This window comes from Mycobacterium kyogaense, assembly GCF_003254575.1.
Classification (GTDB): Bacteria; Actinomycetota; Actinomycetes; order Mycobacteriales; family Mycobacteriaceae; genus Mycobacterium; species Mycobacterium kyogaense.
In genome coordinates, this window is sequence record NZ_QJUA01000023.1 from 53,795 (window position 1) to 72,480 (window position 18,686).

The 18,686-nt window shown below is 61.8% G+C and carries 20 protein-coding genes; 7 read left to right on the plus strand and 13 right to left on the minus strand.

Annotated elements, in window-relative coordinates:
- Positions 1 to 28: 28 nt before the first annotated feature.
- The 3 genes from DMB80_RS16410 to DMB80_RS16420 all read left to right on the plus strand — a co-directional run bounded on the left by DMB80_RS16410 (position 29) and on the right by DMB80_RS16420 (position 2,552).
- Entirely contained in the window at positions 29 to 514 is a 486-nt protein-coding gene (locus tag DMB80_RS16410; protein WP_111510835.1) for a nuclear transport factor 2 family protein, read from the plus strand.
- 131 nt (positions 515 to 645) lie between these two features.
- Positions 646 to 1,206, plus strand: coding sequence for a hypothetical protein (locus tag DMB80_RS16415; RefSeq protein WP_111510836.1), 561 nt, complete (start codon positions 646 to 648; stop codon positions 1,204 to 1,206).
- Between the two features lie 140 nt (positions 1,207 to 1,346).
- Entirely contained in the window at positions 1,347 to 2,552 is a 1,206-nt protein-coding gene (locus DMB80_RS16420) for an acyl-CoA dehydrogenase family protein (RefSeq protein ID WP_111510837.1), read from the plus strand.
- Between the two features lie 552 nt (positions 2,553 to 3,104).
- Here the strand turns inward: DMB80_RS16420 and DMB80_RS16425 are convergent.
- From DMB80_RS16425 to DMB80_RS16435, 3 genes are read right to left on the minus strand one after another with little or no spacing between them, the layout of a single operon-like run.
- Positions 3,105 to 3,326, minus strand: coding sequence for a ferredoxin (locus DMB80_RS16425; RefSeq protein ID WP_111510838.1), 222 nt, complete (start codon positions 3,324 to 3,326; stop codon positions 3,105 to 3,107).
- 16 nt (positions 3,327 to 3,342) lie between these two features.
- Positions 3,343 to 4,137, minus strand: a complete 795-nt coding sequence (locus tag DMB80_RS16430; protein WP_111510839.1) for an SDR family NAD(P)-dependent oxidoreductase — start codon at positions 4,135 to 4,137, stop codon at positions 3,343 to 3,345.
- A gap of 16 nt (positions 4,138 to 4,153) precedes the next feature.
- On the minus strand, positions 4,154 to 5,560 hold the full coding sequence (locus DMB80_RS16435; protein WP_111510840.1) for a cytochrome P450: 1,407 nt from the start codon (positions 5,558 to 5,560) through the stop codon (positions 4,154 to 4,156).
- Between the two features lie 297 nt (positions 5,561 to 5,857).
- Between DMB80_RS16435 and DMB80_RS16440 the strand changes: the two genes are divergently transcribed.
- Complete coding sequence (locus tag DMB80_RS16440; RefSeq protein ID WP_240431227.1) at positions 5,858 to 6,496, plus strand: hypothetical protein; 639 nt, start codon at positions 5,858 to 5,860, stop codon at positions 6,494 to 6,496.
- Positions 6,497 to 6,521: 25 nt separating this feature from the next.
- Positions 6,522 to 6,878 carry a DUF732 domain-containing protein gene (locus DMB80_RS16445; protein WP_111510841.1) on the plus strand — a complete coding sequence of 119 codons (357 nt, stop codon included), beginning with the start codon at positions 6,522 to 6,524 and terminating at the stop codon, positions 6,876 to 6,878.
- A 36-nt stretch (positions 6,879 to 6,914) separates the two neighbouring features.
- Here the strand turns inward: DMB80_RS16445 and DMB80_RS16450 are convergent, their stop codons facing one another.
- From DMB80_RS16450 to DMB80_RS16495, 10 genes are all read right to left on the minus strand, one after another.
- Entirely contained in the window at positions 6,915 to 7,292 is a 378-nt protein-coding gene (locus DMB80_RS16450; protein ID WP_111510842.1) for a hypothetical protein, read from the minus strand.
- Positions 7,293 to 7,422: 130 nt separating this feature from the next.
- Entirely contained in the window at positions 7,423 to 8,106 is a 684-nt protein-coding gene (locus tag DMB80_RS16455) for a hypothetical protein (RefSeq protein ID WP_420812190.1), read from the minus strand.
- Between the two features lie 35 nt (positions 8,107 to 8,141).
- On the minus strand, positions 8,142 to 9,281 hold the full coding sequence (locus DMB80_RS16460) for an MlaD family protein (protein ID WP_111510844.1): 1,140 nt from the start codon (positions 9,279 to 9,281) through the stop codon (positions 8,142 to 8,144).
- On the minus strand, positions 9,278 to 10,270 hold the full coding sequence (locus DMB80_RS16465; protein ID WP_240431228.1) for an MlaD family protein: 993 nt from the start codon (positions 10,268 to 10,270) through the stop codon (positions 9,278 to 9,280). The genes DMB80_RS16460 and DMB80_RS16465 overlap by 4 nt, the downstream gene beginning before the upstream one ends.
- Positions 10,267 to 11,400 (minus strand): MCE family protein, encoded by a 1,134-nt coding sequence (locus DMB80_RS16470; protein WP_240431229.1) that lies wholly within the window; start codon positions 11,398 to 11,400, stop codon positions 10,267 to 10,269. The genes DMB80_RS16465 and DMB80_RS16470 overlap by 4 nt, the downstream gene beginning before the upstream one ends.
- Entirely contained in the window at positions 11,394 to 12,401 is a 1,008-nt protein-coding gene (locus DMB80_RS16475) for an MlaD family protein (RefSeq protein WP_111510845.1), read from the minus strand. The genes DMB80_RS16470 and DMB80_RS16475 overlap by 7 nt, the downstream gene beginning before the upstream one ends.
- Entirely contained in the window at positions 12,389 to 13,363 is a 975-nt protein-coding gene (locus DMB80_RS16480; RefSeq protein ID WP_111510868.1) for an MlaD family protein, read from the minus strand. The genes DMB80_RS16475 and DMB80_RS16480 overlap by 13 nt, the downstream gene beginning before the upstream one ends.
- Before the next feature lie 32 nt (positions 13,364 to 13,395).
- Positions 13,396 to 14,535, minus strand: a complete 1,140-nt coding sequence (locus tag DMB80_RS16485; RefSeq protein WP_111510846.1) for an MlaD family protein — start codon at positions 14,533 to 14,535, stop codon at positions 13,396 to 13,398.
- 10 nt (positions 14,536 to 14,545) lie between these two features.
- Positions 14,546 to 15,418: an MlaE family ABC transporter permease gene (locus DMB80_RS16490; RefSeq protein WP_111510847.1), complete on the minus strand. Its 873-nt coding sequence runs from the start codon at positions 15,416 to 15,418 to the stop codon at positions 14,546 to 14,548.
- The gene (locus DMB80_RS16495) at positions 15,418 to 16,233 is read right to left on the minus strand and encodes an MlaE family ABC transporter permease (protein ID WP_240431232.1); all 816 of its coding nucleotides are present in this window, start codon (positions 16,231 to 16,233) and stop codon (positions 15,418 to 15,420) included. Before DMB80_RS16495 ends, DMB80_RS16490 begins: the two co-directional genes overlap by 1 nt.
- A 519-nt stretch (positions 16,234 to 16,752) precedes the next feature.
- Here DMB80_RS16495 and DMB80_RS16500 point away from each other — a divergent pair.
- Together DMB80_RS16500 and DMB80_RS16505 are read left to right on the plus strand one after the other, a co-directional pair.
- Positions 16,753 to 17,157, plus strand: a complete 405-nt coding sequence (locus DMB80_RS16500; protein WP_111510848.1) for a hypothetical protein — start codon at positions 16,753 to 16,755, stop codon at positions 17,155 to 17,157.
- Between the two features lie 1,141 nt (positions 17,158 to 18,298).
- Positions 18,299 to 18,670, plus strand: a complete 372-nt coding sequence (locus tag DMB80_RS16505; protein WP_111510849.1) for an ArsR/SmtB family transcription factor — start codon at positions 18,299 to 18,301, stop codon at positions 18,668 to 18,670.
- Positions 18,671 to 18,686: the final 16 nt, after the last annotated feature.

Sequence of the window (18,686 nt, forward strand, 5' to 3'; positions counted from 1 at the left end):
TGTCACGCGAACGCCGAAAGGAGTACGTATGCCGGCCGACGAATCAATTCTCGACGAGCTCGGGAGCCGCGTCGCGATCGCAGACGTCTTGCACCGCTACGCGCGCCTGATCGACGAACGACGCGTCGACGCGGTCGCCGACCTGTTCACCGATGACTGCATTGCCGTGTACGGCTCTCGAGTCGAGGACACCCTTGACTCCCCCAACGCAATTTCCCGGTGGATCACCGCCCAACTGCGCTCCATAGTCGCGACCAGTCACCACATCTCGAACGTGGAAGTGCACTTCGACGACCCCGAGCACGCACGCACCACGTGCTACGTGCAGGCCTGGCACGCGGTGCGCGATTCGTCCGCACGACCGGTCGTCTACGGTCGGTACGTCGACCGATTGCAACGCGAGAACGGAACGTGGCGAATTGCCCGTCGCCGTATGCTCGTCCACGGCGCCGAGCAGTTCCCGGCCGGCATCCTCACGCCATTGCACGACCAGTCCACGGGTTCTGCGCACTAGATAGCCAAAAACCATTTACCGACCGCCGCGACGGTCGTATATTGATTGTCGCGCCGCTCTGCTGGTTGCAAAGCCGCATCAGCGATCTGTAGCACCGATATCAGCGTTGGTGCATCAGCGAAAGGAAGGCCATGAACGAACCCGTCGTCAAGCGTTTCTACTGGAGCACTCCCGATGACGTCATCGCCATTACCCACGACGGATCGGTGGCGCAACCGCCCTTTCCACCGGGAATCGAGAACCTGGCCGATACCCCGCTGAAGAATCAGGTCGCGATTCTGACCAAGATCCGCGATGCCGATGGACGCGGAATCGGGATCGGCAGCGAGCTCGAGTGGACCGACGGCGAGACACTGCACGTGGCGTTCACGATTACGCTTCCCGGCCGCGGCGTACTCGTGTCCTACCAGACCAAGAACTATGCTCATCCGGACCTGATCGAACTGTTCGGCAAAGTGGCCAGTACTGGGGAACCGTGGTCGGGTGAATTGCCCGTAGTTGCCACCGACGGTCCCGCCAGCAGAGGCCGCGGTCAAATCATCGGCGGTACAGGTGAATTCGAGGGTGCGGCGGGGTCGATGTACCAGACCATGAACTTCCGACGGATCGACGCCAGCGGTGCGGTGTCGTTCAATGAAGAGACCTACATTTTTGACGGTGGATCAACGCCGAGTGCTCCCCCGCCCGCCTGATCGATTCGCCGTTGGCTGCTCAGGCGTCGCATGCGCCCGCAGCGTCGCCGCCTCACGCGAATGAGACCGCCTCGCAATGAGTCTGCGGTTCCGTTACGGCCGACACGAAATACAGAGGTGCTGCGGTAGATGGACATCGAATGACGATCAACCTTGCGTACTCGGCCGCTGTGACGGCGCTCGCCGAGAGAACACGGGCTTTCGTTCGCGATCGGATTCTGCCCATTGAAGACTCCTGTGACGGCGATATAGCACGTGCGGGGGGCGACAAGGTCCGCCTGAGCATGCAGCACGCCGCGCGCGAAGCCGGCATCTTCGCACCACATGCGCACTCCGAATACGGGGGTGCAGGACTGAGCATGAGTGATCGGGCGCCGGTCTTCGAAGCCGCTGGTTATTCTCTATTCGGGCCGACCGCGCTGAACATCGCCGCTCCAGACGAAGGCAACGTGCACCTCTTGGCCCACGTTGCTGACCACCAGCAGAAGGAACGCTTTCTCCGCCCCCTGGCGACTGGGGCGGTGCGCTCGGCATTCGCGATGACCGAGCCCTCCCCCGGCGCCGGCTCGGATCCGGCTGCGCTGCGGACAACCGCCACGAGGACGCCCCGCGGTTGGCGCATCGATGGGCGAAAGTGGTTCATCACTGGCGCGGACGGTGCGGCGTTCTTCATCGTCATGGCCCGTACCTCCGGCTCACCCGGCGACCGTGGCGGCGCCACCATGTTCCTCGCAGACGCCAGCTCACCGGGCATCACCGTGGGACGTCACCTCCGCACCCTTGATAGCTCGATGCTCGGCGGCCATTGCGAAGTTGTCTTCGACGGGCTGCTCGTTCCACCTGAGGCCGTTCTGGGCGACGTCGACGACGGCTTCGCCTACGCCCAAGTGCGCCTCGGCCCGGCGCGAATGACTCACGTGATGCGCTGGCTCGGAGCCGCGCGCCGAGCCCATGACGTCGCCCTCGAGTACGTCGCGCACCGCGAGGCGTTCGGATCACGGCTGGGGCACCTGGGCATGACGCAAGAGATGATTGCCGACAACGAGATCGATCTGGCTGCGACCCGCGCGCTCATGATCAAAGCGTGCTGGGAACTCGACGCCGGCAGCCCAGCCGCTGAGGAGACTGCGATCGCCAAATGCTTCGCCGCTGAGGCCGTATGCCGAGTCATCGACCGCTCGGTGCAGATGTGCGGCGCCACTGGCGTGTCCGACGAGCTTCCGATCGCTCGGCTTGCGCGAGAGTCGCGGCCGTTCCGCATCTACGACGGGCCCTCCGAGGTGCATCGCTGGGCGCTCGCGAAACGAGCCCTGAGAAGAATTCAGCAGACCCAACCTTCGGCTTGAGCGGTAGATGATCTCCCTCTGCGAGCGCTTCGAGACTGATTCCGTTGTGACTTACCAATCGATGCCACACTGCGGGATTCGCGGCACGAAGTGTGCGAGAGTGGTTGCACGCGATCACCTCTTGAGCGTCCGGTGACACGGCCCTCTCACTGTCACTCGGTCACGTCGAGACACCGTCGACAGTCACGCAGCCCCTGAGGGTGTTCTCCAAACGTCGAGCATCGAGCTGGCAGCTTGCACCCGCGTGGTGAGTGCTCTGAACTCGTAGCGGCGTACCCCACCGCCACGAGGTGGCAGCGAGGGGGCATTCGCGGCGTCGGGAGCCACGTGCTCGCCTCACCGGCCGACTGGTCGCAACTCCGTGGACGACCTTCAGAACCATTCGGGGGATGGGCGTCGACGCGCCCGCCCGACCGGGAATCACCATTGTGCGCGGCGAAGCTTAGGAGTAAGCGGACTGTGTGGCAGGCGATCTGGTTGCGGCGTCACATTCCCCGACAACCACTCGCTATCCGGCCGACCGGTGCGCGAGCAGTTGGCAGGGCTGCGCTTTCAGTTCTGCTCGGCGGTGATGGCTCCGGCCGGGCAGTTGCGTGCCGCCTCAACAATCGCATCCGCCGAGTCGTCAGCACCCTCATTGAGGATCACCAACTCACTCTCATCCAAGTCGAAGGTGGCTTCGGCCCACATAATGCAGTTCCCGCTGCCGATACACTTCGACCTGTCGACTGTCACGTGCGTACCGTCAACATCCACTGATCGCAATTCAGACATTTCTCTACTCCCTAGCTCATTCAACTGCTACCGCTTGGGTCATCGACGCAGCGGGCACAGTCAGCGTCGAGGCACCATCGACGAGGATCGATTGACCGTTGACATACGAGGCTTCGTTCGACGCCAGATACGCTACGACATCGGCGATTTGAGACGGACGCCCAAGAGCGGCCAACATCGGTGTGGCGACCTCTGACCCCGGGTCCAAGCCGAAATCGCGGCGGAGCGCGTCATGCACCATAGGGGTTTCTATTCCACCCGGAAGCACCGCGTTACACCTGATCGCAAAACCGCTGTTACGGCAGTACGCGGCGATCGACTGCGTGAGCGCCATCACGCCCGCCTTCGACGCCGAATACGCCGGGTATTGCTGATAACCCTGGAGCACCCCACTGGACGAGATGTTTACGATCGCACCACCGCCCGAAGCGCGTATCGCCGGAAACGCAGTGCGGCAACCGAAGAACGTGCCGCTGAGGTTGACTCCGATGACGCGGTTCCAGTCCTCGTCGCTGACCTCGTCGATGACGCCGCACAATTGAATTCCCGCACAGTTGACGAGTACGTGAAGGCCGCCGAACGAATCGACCACGGTATTCACCGCGCCTTGCCAGGCACTTGAATCAGAGACGTCCAGAGGTACGAACACCGTTGAATCACCCAGCGAGCGCTGAAGTTTCTCGCCGAGGTCGCCGTTCACATCAGCGATGACAACATTGGCACCGTCGGCGACGAACGTCCGCACGGTGGCCTCACCGATACCGGATGCGCCACCGCTGACCAACACAGATTTGCCTGTGAAACGCGCCATTGAGTTCTCCGATTGTTCAGGTCGAGGCCGGCACAGGTGCGTTGGTCGGCGCAGCAACTGCCCTGCGTTCCACTCGCATCCACGGGCCGTCTTGGAATTGAATGCTCATTTTGACCTTTGGAGCGATGCCCGCGCCCGCATCGAGTACGAGGCGATAGCGTTGATAAATCATTGCGATGGCCAGCACCGCCTCGACGGTGCCCATGTACTTACCAATGCACATTCGAGAGCCGACACCGAATGGATAGTATGCGCACATGTGACGCGATTTGTCGCGGTCGTCCAGGAAACGGTCGGGGTTGAACTCGTCAGGCTTATCCCAGAAATCCGGATGATGATGTGTACCAACGACATTCAACATCACCATCGTGCCTTTTGGCACCGAGTACCCGCCCAACTCGCAATCGGCGACTGCGGAGCGTCCGTTGATGAAGGCAGGTGGGTACATCCTCATGGCCTCTTCCCAGCAAGCCTTGACGACGGGCAGCTTCTGCCAGTCCCCGAACGTGGGGGCGCGACCTTCGAGTACCTCGTCGACCTCGCGAATGGCACGCTCCTCCCAATAGGGATGTTGCTGCATCAGCGCAAGGGCCCACGTACTGGTGATGGCCGTCGTTTCATGGCCCGCGAAGAGCAAGTTCATGGCGTGATCGCGGATCTGACCGGCGTCGAACACCGATCCGTCGTCCTCGGATGTCGCGTTGACCAGCATCGAGAGCAGGTCGTCGTAGAGTTCGGGTCGAGCGCGACGTTCTTCTGTCAAGTCCGCCAGAACACGGTCTATGCGCGCCATCGCCGCCATGCCTGCACGCTTTCCGGGGAGAGGAGCCCACTCGGGCACTCCCGGCGTCCACAAACGCCAATTGATCCACCGGTTCGCATCAGCGAAATCACGGTCCAGTGCTCTGCGGTCTGCCAGCGAAAGTGAATGTCCGAAGATCGTGGATGTCAGGACCGACATGGTCAGTTCAGCCAGCTCGGAACTCAGGTTGATCGTCTCGCCGGCTTCGAGTTTCAACTCCCACGAGTTGAGGTGTTCGTCGATGGCCGCGACCATTTTCTCCGACATCTTCGCCAACGAACGCTGCGTGAAGCCGGGGCGCATCATCTTGCGTGCCCTGCTCCACTCTGGACCTTCGATCTGAGAAAGGCCGTCGCCGGCCAAGGGATCGAGCCGCTCTTTGCCCATACCCGCCTTGGAGAACTCGCCCTCTCGCGTGACCAGCACTTCCTTGATCAGATCTGGATGGTTGACGAAGTACACGTCGCGCGCACCTAGGCGCACGCGAACGACCGGAGCCACGGTGTCCATGCCCTTCATGAAGCCGAGAGGATCGCGCATCAACTGGGCCACGGTGCCGACGAGCGGAATGCCCGCAGTCGCCGGCGGCTTGGTGGACTGTCGAACGCTGCTGAGCGTCATGTCGCTTGCCTCTTTCTTATGTCGGAACAGCGCCCTCACACGCTCTTGAACGCGTTGATCATTGCTCGCCCCGGGTAGGCCACTGGCCACATCGGATTGCGGGCGGTCCGGTTTCACTTTTTGTTCGACCGTCGCGACGGTCGGTTAGTGTTAGTGTGATGCTAGCAACACCGTAAACGGACGGTCAAGAAAGTGATCACGCGACCCGCAAGCTGTTCGGTGCCACGAGGTATCTCTTTCCGTCTCCGTACGAAGCGTCTGCCGGGTTGCGCTGTTGACGCCGAAAGGGAGGACGCGATGTTGGACGAGTGGCCACGCATGCCCGCATGGTCGTTGGCGCTGCGGATCACGGCAGTCATCACCTCGGGAATGCTGCTCGTGGTCTCCGTGGCCGTCTGGTTGGGTGCCCGCGCTTCAGCGAACCCCGCAGATCCTCCCCCGCTGCCGCTACCCGCGTTCACACCCACCCCGAGCGGGTGGCAACCGATGTCACCGTCCCCGTACGACCAGACGCGCAAGGACGTCACGGAGTCCGATATCAACGCTGAGCGTGAGATGTGTCAGTGGTTCAACGCTCAGTACGTGACGTTGCGACGACAGTTGGACGATTTCGGGTTCGACCTCCTACATGCCAACAACGACTGGACGGTTCCCGGCGTGCAACTGCACGCCGACGCCGTCGCGGCCAACGTCGAGCAATCGGTGGCGTTCCTCGCGCCGCGAGCGCAGGCACTCACCCAAACCCAGGATTTCGCCAACGACAACTACTTTCCGCTGTATCAGGGCGAGAGCTTTTATCGACTGTGGCAGCACTTGTCGAACACGGGTGTCGGGATCCGCGCCCGAAACACCGCATGGATTTACGGGCCATCGCAGCAGAGAGTGAAGCACTGGGGAAGCAAGATCGAGCGCTCGCACGTCTGTGACGGCGCATGATGCGCTTTCGAGAAGGCGCCGGAGGATGGCAATGTTGAACAGCGCGACCCGAGTAGCGATCACAGCACTCGCAGCACTCACCTTGAACGCGGCAGCCTTAGCAGCGTCGAGCCATGCGGGCGCCGACACCCAGTCATACTTGCAGAAGCTGAACGCCGCCGGGATCAACCCTCCGCGCGGAGAACTCGTCCTGAAGGAATGGGGCTGGGAAATTTGCGCCCTGTTCCTTCAGGGCAAAGACCCGGTCGACGTGGTGCGTCAGACGGTATACAACTCTGGCTCGACCCCGATGTACGACCTGACCGAGGACCAGGCGAACCGCATCGTCGATGTCGCCGTGAGCGATCTGTGTCCCGATCGGGACGGCAGCTACCGCGGATGAGTGTCGCCATCCTCGCTTGGCGACCGTCTGCCGGGCCTAGCTGAGCGGCGTCAGACTGAACGGCACCGGTGGGGTCTGGGACATCGAGGGCCGGCCGCAGTTCGCCGTGGTCTGGAATGCGATGCTGGTTCCGGTCAACGCGACTGCGTCGAAGTAGTACTCGAGCCGCCCGGGGAAGACGTGCTGGTTCAGCTCGCATCGCACGCCAGCCGGAACGTCGACCGTCATCCGCCACAGACCGCCTTCGTACTTGGCCTTGCCGTTGTATCGGCCGGCGACGTTCGAGTTGTCCGTCACCCCGATCGCCAGGCACCCCGGCGCACAGGGTGTGACGATCCACGTACTCGTGTCGCCGTTGGCGCCATGGAAGCGATACTGCCCGAGAAGATCGGCTTCGGCGACGGCGGGAGTCACACATCCCAGCGCAAGTGACATTGTTGTCGCTGCGACCACGCGCCAGTGTCGGGCGTGTCCTCCCCGCCTGCCGGTCGGGAGCCTGCTCATCATTCGTTGCCATTCAGAGCGCGCATGACGCTGGCGCCGTCTACTTGTCGCCGACGATCGTGGCGATACCGCCGACGTCACTGATCAGCCAGTTGTTGTTGCTGTTCACCGTAATGCTGTAAGTCGCAGTCGACTGTAGGCTCTCTGCCGCCTGCACGGTCTTGGTCATCACGCCGACGAAGGCATCGACGACGTACAAGCCGTTCGCGTCCGAGCGAACCTTGGCGGCCAGAGGCTTCGCGGTCGAGGTCCATTGCAACGGTAGGACGATCTGTTCCATCGCATTGGCGGCATCGGTCAACTTGCTGGTGAGTTCCGGGGTGGTTCCCTTCACCAGATTTTGCTTCCAGGGGCCCAAGTCCTTGAAGTCCATGACGGCGGCGTTGACCGCGTAGTCGAGCGCGACTTGTTCGGCGCGCTGCGCGTCCAACGCGTGCCGTTCATCGGCTCGGAGCTGAGATTCGGCACCCACGTACAGCCAGCTCATTACACCGCAGGCCGCCACCAGCCCGGCGATCACGACGGCGAGTAGGAGACTTCGCACCGAGAACGAGACCCGTCGCAACGTCCTCCTCGTTGTCCGATCTTCGCCGCCGTCGGGCGCCGAAGCGGCGCCTGTGTCAGGGGACTCGTCGGGTTCACCACCGGTTTCGGCCGTCGGTTCCGTCCCGGAGCTCGACTCGTTGGTCGCCGACCCGTCGGTGTCCTCGTCTTGTGTGGCCATCGGGGTTCCGTCCTGCTTGACGTGTGTACTCAGCATCAGTTTCCGCCTTCGTTGTGGGGGGCTGTCGGTGTACTCTCGGCCGCTTGCGACGATTCAGCCGCCCCCTGTTGAGGTTCGAGCGCAGGCGAAGGGCTGCCCACCGGGCCCTGGCCGGGCGGCCCCGCCACGTTCGCAGAAGCACCGGCCTGCGGCACGAGGTCGGGGGTCGCAGGGACGACCGAACCCCCCGCGTTTGTGACGTGAAGGTTGATTACCCCGTCCGCCGGTACTGCTCGCAACAGGTTGGCGAGGATCTCGCTGGAATTGATGGTGGTCATCGACGCCGCGATCGCATGCATGTTCGCCGTCAGCGGCTCGGTCAATACGCGAATGTCTGGACCGCGGTCATCGAGCAGCTTTTGAAGCCGCTGCATGAAGCGTCCGAATATCCACACGTTGCCCGGCGAGTCGGTGCGCAGCATGATGCTGTTGCCGTTGTTCCAGAGCGTCTGAATTGCCGGCCCGAGGTCTCGGAGGCTGGGCGCGGAGTTTGCCAGGGCGGGTCCGACGAATTCGGCGTTCGCCAGCAAACTCTGAGAATTGTCGAGGACCGTGCTGCCCCTGCCGTTCAGATCCACAGTCGTGTTGCGCAGAAGCAGGCTCGCCCGCTCGAGGTTGGGCAGGACGGCGTAGGGGTTCGGCAACGCAACGTCCGCTTCGTCGAGAACGTTGTGCAGCTGAGCTGGGTTCAGTTGATTTAGCACTCGCACAACGCTGGTGCCGAGTTCGGAAATCGACGCTGGCTGCTTGATGGCTTCGGTCGGCACCCGCTGACCGTCCTTGAAGGACGGCCCACCCGAGCTCTGCGGCTCGACTTCAAGATAGGACTCGCCGAGTGCCGAAAGATTCTCCAGGCGAACGACACTGTCGACGGGCACGCTGTACTCGTTCTTGATGTAGAAGTGCACGGTCGCGTGGGAGGGGTTGGCCTCGATACCGGTCACCTTGCCCACAGGTACCCCGCGCAACAGTACATTCGAATCGAGCTCCAGGCTGTTGATGTCTGAAACGTCCATCGATAGCGTCGTCCGGTTTTCCGGCGGCCGCACCCTGATTCCGAGCGAGTCGACGTAGCTGAGGAAAGCGCCGATCATTGCGAAGAACACGACGAAAGACGTGATAGTCCGCCAGTTCATCGCGCTGCTCCCAGCATTCGAAGAACTTGCTCGACATTTCCCGATAATTCGCGACCATCGGGACCGATAATGGATGTGATGTTGACAGCCGGATACTTGTCCTGCCGCATGAAGTAATCGATGATGAACTGCCGGTACAACGGATACTCCGCTTCGATGGCCCGTTTCGACCCCTGGACCGACTCCAAGGCGTTGGCGAGCGAAGTGATCAGCGGCACCAGCCAGTAGCCGCCGTTGTAAATGGTTCCCAGTGATGGCAAAAGACGGCCGAATGTGTTGGCTAGAACCATATCTCGATCAAGTCCGGCCACTCCTTGCTGTGAAAACAAGAGGCTCAACGCGGGTGTGCGCACAGCGAGGACGTTCGCAGTCTGCTGGACGCCCTGAATCAAGGTGTCTACCGTTCCAATGTTGTCGGACAGGTCGGTGACGTCGGCTGTGACTTGTGAAACGACACGTCGGACCTCATCGGTGGCGGGAGTGACACTGTTGATGCGGATCAGCGAATTCTGAGCGCGTTGGATGGATCCGCTCCCGATGAAGTTCGCCATGTGGGCGATTGTGTCCTCGAGCTGCGGCGGGGATATTGTCTGCGTCAACGGTATTCGCGCACCGGGCGTCATCGCGCCGACGGTGCGGTCGGCGTCCTGCGGTGGTTCGAGCGCTACGTAGATGTCGCCTAGCACCGTGGCCTGCTGCAGCACTGCGCGAACATCCGTCGGCACGATCACGTCGCGGTCGAGGCGCGTCGTCACATCGACGTGGTCGCCGGCGATCCGAACATCGGTGACCACACCGACAGTCGTGCCGTCCATCACGACCTTCGCGCGGTCCGGCAGATTCAGTACGTTGGCGAACTCGGCGACCAGGTCGTAGCCGTCACGGTGGTCGTTTCCGGGTTGCGGAATCGCGTCGATGTTCAGGTTCGAACAGGAGGTGGCGAGCCCACACAGCACTGCGGCTACGAGTACACGGAATTCAATTTTCACTTCGCAGCCTCCGCGAGCACGTACTGCAACAGCGCTACATCGACCATGTACGGCCTACCTCCCACGTCGGCACAGCTTCCCGGCATCGATGCGTTGAGGACCCCGCACGTGAACAGTCCGTTCGGTGTCGGGATGCGGAATAGCGGCGGACGGTAAGGGAGTACCGCGAAGATGCGGTTGTTGAGGTGTTTGGCCAGTCCACCCGCCACCGCATCTGCGGGCTCGTTGTTCAGGCCACTGATGAATCTGGGTAAGGGATTGAGTATGTTCGCGAGTCCCTTGTAATGGGGGCTCAGTATCCGAAGGGTCTCGGAGGTGTTGTCCAATGCCAGCTGCACCTCGGGGCCGAGCTCCAACTCGAGGTCGTTGACCAGCTGAAGAACCTCCGGCAGCGGGTGGGCCAAGTTGGCCGCGCCGGCAGCCGCCTTCGTGATGTCTTCGCCCGTCACGGGCATCGCAAGCACGATCTGTTTCAATGACTCTCGATTGTCACGCAGCATCGTGGTCAGCTCGGCCATGTTGCGTGTGATCGACCCCAGCTCCGCGATGGATCGGTCCGGGTTGTCCAGCAGTGCCGATGATCGCGTGATGAGTTCATTTGCGCCCTGTCCGTTCCCGGTCACCGCCTCGTCGATGCCCCGCAGTGCGTCCTGCAGATTGGTCGAGCCGTCCGGCGTGATCGCGTTGACAAAGTTTGTCGCAGATCCGATCACCTGCGAGATACTCATTGGTGTCGCGGTTCGCTCTCTTGCTATGCACTGTCCCGCAGCCAGTTTGGGACCGCCTGCATAGTTGCCGACGAGTTCGAGTGATCGGTCGGCCAAGATGGAGGGCGAGCGGACCACCGCCCGGACGTCGGCGGGGAAGGATCGATCTTGGTCGATCGTGAAGCGCACTTCAACGTAGGAATCGCGTGGCTCGATCGTCTCCACAGTGCCGAGTTTGTATCCCATCTGGGTTACTGGGTTACCGCGATACAGGCCGACAGCATCGGAGAGCACCGCGCAGTACTCGGCTGCTGATGTGTTCTCCGCCCGACCGCACGACGTCGACCCAAGCGTCACTAGCAGCGCGGCGAGGGCAACGACAACGCGCCGCCTCAGGAGTTGCCGCTCCCGCCCGGTCAGCACCGTGCCCCCTCCACCGGTATGCAGAGATCCGTTGCGAACAGTTCGGGTGCACCGGGGGTTCCGCCGAATCTGGGTGCAGTTTCGAAATTGTTTTGCGCCTCCAGTGTGCGCTCCATTCTGAATCGAATTCGGCGCAGGACGCGCACGACGATGCCGTTCCGATCCGCTATGGCCTGGAACTCCCCCAGGATGCCGCGAACCCGGTTCAGGAAGTCCTGGCGGTGTGGCATGTAGAAACGCGTAAGCGGATCGAGGCGTCGTCCGACTTCCCCGAGACCGTCGATTGCCGTGGCGAATCCCTTGCCGTACAGGACCAGAGATTGCTCGAGGATGGCAACCCGCCTGAGTAGGTAGTCCAGGAGCTCGCGATTGTCGTTCAACCGACCGATGAACTCGTTCGACATCTCCAGGATGCTGGTGATCTGGCCACGTTGCCGATCGAGGTTGGCTGTAACCGCGTTGCCGGCGTTGATCAACTGGGTGAGAGCATCCGTGTTCGTCCCGGTGAGGCCCTGCTGTAGGCGATTGATGGATTCGTTGAGCGGCGTCGCGTCGACGTTGTTGGTGATCTTGGTGGCGTCAGACAACGTTCGAATGAGGCTGTAGGGCATGGTGACACGTTCCTTCGGGATCGGACGTGTACCGAGCGGCCGCTCTCCTAGTGGAATCACGGACACGTAGTAACCGCCGACCACCGTCAGCATCCGAACCTCGATTTGCGACTGGTCACCGATAAACTCCGCGCCATCGACGGTCGCTCGGACTTGGACGCTGTCGGGTTCGATGATCAGGTCCTTCACCTTCCCCACGATGACACCGGCGATGCGCACGGTGTCGCCCGGGCTGACCGATACGGCGTCGTCGGTGTAGAAGGTGACCATCTGACGCCGCGGCGGGTTGACATACACCCACGCCACGACGAGCCCGACGACCGTCACCATGACGATCGTGGCCACACCCCAGAACATCGGATTGGTCAGTCGGCGCGTCACTGATTGCATAGAACCACCTTGGTACCGTTGAGCAAGACGTCTACCGGAAGCGGAAGTTCCGCCCGACCCTTCGAACATGGCGCGGGAGAGCCGTCAACCGGTGGTGGCTCGAGGTTCTCCCAGATGACCGGTACTCGCTTGACCGCGTCGAGGTTGTCGTACACGTTTGTGAACGCCTTGTCGAGCGCCGTCTCGATGTTGATGTCGGGCTCCAGGCCCGCAGCCTTCAGTAGACGCAAGGCCTCGGAAACGAAATCCGGGCCGTACATCTGCGATTTGCGGAATTCGTCGAGGACGGTCATGCCGGACTCAATGGGGACCTTCACCAGGTCGAGCACCTCAACGAGATACTGCGACCGTCCCTGTACACCGTTGGCGAGCGTCGAGAGGTTCTGCACGAGAGTGGCGATGACCTGCTCTCGGTCGGACACCAGCGCTGTCAATTTTCGAATGCTCTCGAGCACCGGCCCCAAACCGCCGCCGTCTCCGGCGAGGAAGGACGCCACGTTGTCGGCAAAGGTGTTGATCTGCACAGGATCTAGCGTCGCCAACACCGGTTGCAGTCCATTGAACAAAACGGTGATGTCAAACGATGGTTGCGTCATGCTTGTCGGTACCGACGTCATCGACTGTTGTGCAGTATCGTCCTCGGCCGGGTTGGACACGTCGAGGTAGCGCAAACCTGTGAGGGCTTGAAACTTGATTGCGAGGCGTGTCGCGGCTACGACGCCATAGTGCTCGTCCATGGTGAAGGTCACTTCGGCGAGGGTGCGCCCGTCAGCCCTCTTCAGCCCTAGCGCACCCACCTTCCCGACACGTACCCCCCGCACGCGGACGTCGGCGCCCTCGTGGAGTCCAGAGATATCGGTGAAATCGGCTTTGTAGACGCGTGTCTCCGCTTCGACCGGCTGGGTGATGACGTTCACGACCACGATGATCAATATGACGCTGACACACGCCGCCAGGACCATGCGCCATAACGCGCCGAATGGCTTGATGCTGTTCACTGAGCAGCCCCCAAGACCAACCCCATCGGAACTGCCACACCGGGGAGCTCGTCGAGGATCAGGCGTACCTGCAACGCCCGCTGTTCTCCCGAGCCTTCATACATGCGCTCCAGGCGAGTGCGGAGTTCGCGCAATGTGTATTCGACGTCTCCGGCGGGAACCAAGGCGGGCACTGTATCGACGAGAACGCGCATTTGGTCCACGACGGGGAACAGGTCGTTGACATGGGTGGACAGTAAGCGACCCATGGCGCTGAACAGGTCGGTTTCCGCGCCCTTGAGCCACTCCTTGAGCCGGCCCTTGACGAATTCGTCGGGATTGGTGCGTAGCTTCTCGCGAGCTTCGTTGTAGTACTTCACCTGCTGTTCGGTGTAATAGGGAAGGAACTCGTTGTTGCGCAGGTCTTTCTCGGAGTCGAATCCAACGCCAATATCGGCATGCAGGTACAGGTCGCCGGTTCCGATCAAGGCATCGAGGAAGCCCGGGAAGGCAGCGTTGATACCGGTCGTATTGCGCAGGAGCTTCTCAGTGCTGACCGTTTGTACGTTCGTCACGGAGGTGGAGACGATGATCATCGTCTCCAGAAACGGGGTCATGGCGTCGGTGTATCGGGTCGCGCGTTCGACGACGTCGATGAGCTGCGGCGTGACCACTTGATCAGAGAGTTCGCCCAGGCGGTACAACAACGCCTGCAACGCGAAATTTCCCTTCGGCGTCACCCTGATCTGCGTTCCATCGCGCAGAGGTTGACCGCCGTCGGCGGGGATGAGATTAACGCCTGTGACGCCGAAATAGTTCGCGGGCCGAAAGTCGATGCCGACATTGTCGGTCAGTCCGATAACAGGTTTCGATTGCAGGTCGACGCGCAGACGCACCCCGCCAGCCGACAGACTATCGACGTCGTCGACTTGGCCAACCCTAACTCCATGCATGATGACCGGAGTGCCGGGGACGACCCCTTGCCCAACATACGGCGTGTCGATCGCAACCGATACCACAGCTCGGTGATCGTCGCCGAACGGTTTGGACGCCGCAAGAACCGTTGCAACGGTTGCTATCAGCGCAACCGCGGAAGTTCCGATGGTGACGAGAATTCTCTTCTGTCGTTCCGCAGAGGTTCGGATCAGGTCCGTCATCAGGTGTTCCTCATCCCTTGAAGACGAAGTTCGGCTTCAGACCCCAGAGGGCAACGGTGAGTAGGAAATCGATCACCATGATTGCCACCAGACTCGCTCGTACCGCACGGCCAGACGCCAGACCGACTCCGGCCGGCCCGCCTGAAGCGAAATAGCCGTAGTAGCAATGGATTATGGTCACCGCCGCGCAGAACGCTGCGGCCTTCACCACCGAGTAGAACAGATCCGTCGGTGACAGGAACTGCACGAAGTAATGGTCATACGTTCCGCCGGGCTGGTCGTAGAAGACTTTGATCATGGTGTTGGACACGAAGAAGCTGACCAGCAGTGTGAGGAGGAAGCCGGGCACTACCAGCGTCAGTCCACCGATCAACCTGGTCCCGACGACGAATGGGATCGCTCGCAGGCCCATCGCTTCTACCGCGTCGATTTCCTCGGCGATTCGCATCGAGCCGATTTCGGCTGTCATCCGACAACCGGCCTGTGCTGCGAACGCGATCCCCGCGACGAGGGGTGACATCTCGCGCACATTCGCCAACCCGCCCACAATTCCCGACAGTGCCCCAAAGCCCAGGAGATTCAGGACGGCGAATGCCTCAATCGCGATCGAAGCCCCGATGGAGATGCCGAGGATGACCAGGACGCTGATCACGCCGCCGTCGACCAGAATTGATCCGCGACCCCACGCGAGGCTGTTCATCCTCGCGAACGTCTCACGGCGATAGTGACGCAACGTCACAGGTAGCAGATAAAGGACTTGGCCCACGAACAGCAGAGCCTGTCCGAAGGATTCCATGGCGCGGGTTGCCGGTGCCGCGAACCGTGTCAGCCGACCGAGGTGAGTGGAGGGACTTGCGTGCCGAGCGGCGTCCTGAGCGCTCATCAGGCGACCTGCGTCGGAAAGAACATCGTCTGCAACTGGGTGATGACGAGGTTGGCGATGACGATCCCGACGACGTTAAGTACGACCGCGGCATTGACGGCGTCAGCTACGCCGCGAGGGCCTCCTCTGGCTTCCATACCGCGAAGCGAGGACACGATGCCGACGATCGCTGCGAAAACCGTCGCCTTACCCATGGCGAACCACACGTCCACGAGCTTCGCGAAGGCGCCGAATGATGCCCAAAAGCTGCCGCTCGTCACGTCACTGACGATGATTGCCAGCAAGTACGACGCGACGACGGCGGACGCGATGATGATCGCGCACAGAGTAGGAGCAAGCAGGATCAGCGCGAGGAAACGCGGCACGACGAGGTTGCGGACAGGGTCGACGCCCAGGACACGCAGCGCGTCCAATTCCTCACGGATCGCACGGGCACCCAGGTCGGAGGCGATGGCCGCGGCGGCGGCCCCACCCATGAGCAGCCCTGCGGTGATAGGGGCGCCCTGACGAACGACGCCCACGCCGCTCGCGGCTCCTACGAGCGAGTTCGCCCCGACTTGGTTGATCAGACCTGACGACTGTACGGCGACCATTCCGCCGAAAGGGACCGCCATGAGGATCGCCGGCAACGCCGTCACTTTGTAGAGGGTCCACGCCTGTACCACCAGCTCCCCGACCGGCAGCCGCAGACGGATGGTGTCGGAGACCGAGTAGCGAAGAACCGATGCCGCCAGGAGTACGGCCCGGCCCACTGTGGCGGCACTGGTAACAGGCTTGCGCATCAGGGTGCGCGATGCGCTCAAGATTCTTCCCATGCCGATGGCGCTGAACCCGGCTTTCGGTCGCACCGCTTTTCCCGCCATCTGCGACTCGGCTTCGGGCGGCGCCGACATAAGGCCCGCGTTGTCAGTAGCCATGACCGCCCGTTCCAACTCGGGAAACAAGGTTGGTGTACTTCGTTTGCACACTCAGGGCATGGCCCCAACCAAGCTTCGACGACGCTGAAATCAGCTCCCACACAGGGCTTTCGATCACCGTGCGCCCTTCCCTCAAGTACCGTTGTGGCTGCTGGCCCCTCGGCCAGGCGGCGTATTGACGAACTCATCAATCCCCGTCCGACGCGTCGGTCAACGTATGCTAGTGTTACGCAGATCACGCTGTCAACATCACGCCGGCAAAGGGGGAAGCGCCCGAAAATGGCACATCTCGCAATGCATGAAAACGATGACGAACACATCAGCGGTTCTCCTGACGCATTGCCACAGGGTGGGCGGAAACTCCTACGCCAAGCCCGTACCTTGACGGCCTGGTCGCTGACAGCAACGACTGCGACGGTGGCGATGTTCTTCGGCGCCCCCTCGGCTGCCGCCGATGCAACCGCTAGCTTGCGGACGCAGGTCGACGCCCTCCGCGGCACCTGTCCACCGTTTCAGCTCGACCCCGTGTTGAATGATCTGGCCCTGCGCGCGAATACCGAGACGACGGCCTACAAAGAACACACCGCGCGTTTCATCCCGTTCGAGGATCCACTGCCGGTGCTGCACGAGATGGGCTATCAAGCTGGGAAAGCGAAGCTACACGTCGGCTACGGAGATTCAGCCGACAAGGCGATACTGGGGGTGACCATCTTCGGCTGGGAGACCCTCCCTGACTGCACCTACACGCGCTACGGGTTGAACGTCATGGACCACGCGGACCGCGGCTACGTTCTGGCCGCCCTGGTGCTAGCGGGCGACTAAACCCCTGCGCGGCAGTGTGATCCCGCGGCCGTAGGATGCTGCCCGCGACTGTATTCGAAAGGTTTGCGGGTGCTGCACCCCGATGGCGTGCGGGACGGAACGCGGAACACGTGGCTGTTCGGAATTGGGGCTGCGAAGGACATCGTTCGCGAGCCGCGCCGAGGTGACGACCTGGCGGCCGAGGACTGACTGGCGAGGGGATTGAGGATGCGTCGAGCAAACTCAGCATATTAAATAGTCGCTGCGTCGGTGGCGGCGCAAGGCGAGAGTCGATGGCGAACGGCCCGGGTACGACCTGCGCTGAGCGTGTGAGATCCGCCGCCTCGAGCGAGAAGTCGTTGACTTACGCAGAGCCAATCAGATTTTGAAGTCCGCGCCTGTGTTTTTCGCAGCGGAGCTGGACCGCCCTGGGTCAACAAAATGCACCTGGCGATGGAACGTCGCGGTGGGCACCTGGGCCGTGAACAGACTCGACGCTTGATGGGCACGGCCGGCCTACGCCTTGTGCTGCAGCGTGGTAGCCAGGTGTTCACTACGGCCAACGACCCCGCCGGGGCACGAAGGGCGCGGGTTGGCAAACACGCCAGGCAATCTGTGGCCGGATGATCGGTCGTGGTTCGTCTATACCGACGCGCATCTGATGGCCACCAACGTCAGCGGATCCGCTGCATTCGTCGCGGCGTTAGTGGACGACGTCCACCTTGAAAAACTGCGTTGAGAACCGCCTACCCTACAAATAGACGTCCAAGAGCCGACGAGGTGAGCGCGGGGCTGGTGGGGCCGTGAGACAGAGTGCGGCAGCGATGGCTGCGGCGGCAACCGTGGTAGGTGTCTGCGTCAAAGAATTGCAGGGCCGTGGGGCTGGGCTGGCTACCGATGGCGCAACACCGCGGGAAGTAAGGTACAGCAGCAGTAGATCAACTCTAGGACCGAGTTGGACAACGTTCCCCCAAGCACGCCGATGCATTACGCCGACTTCGCGACTTTCGCCTTGGGGCTCGCTCTGCGCAGGTCGCGCTCACAGCAGACGGGTATTGGGTCGAACCGCCGCAACGCGCACTTTCGTTTTGACGCCCTATCCGATATGTTGACGGAGTTCGACATATGTGAGTGACGGTGGTGTGTGGGGCGGTGAGAAAAGATGTCAACGCAGCGGAACGAAGAACTGGTCTTTGCTGCCCTTGCCGACCAGGTCAGGCGACAAATCCTGGACACGCTGGCCTCGCACGGTGAGTGCAGTGCCGGGTTCATCAGCGAGCAAATTCACTCCGTGGGCCGTACTACGGTGTCGGCGCACCTGAAGGCATTGAAAATGTCGGGCGTGATCGTGGAGCGTCGAGATGGTCGAAGCCGCCTGTTTTCGATCGATCCTGTCGGGCCGGCAAATGACGCGCTGATGTTCCTGCGTGATGTTCTCGAGCGAGCATTGACCACCGGCGTGGAGTCGATGGCGGATGTCCAGGGCGCCGAATCCGATGCCAGCGCTGTCGCGCGGACGCGTAAGCATGGCTAGTCCCCGACTACCGTAG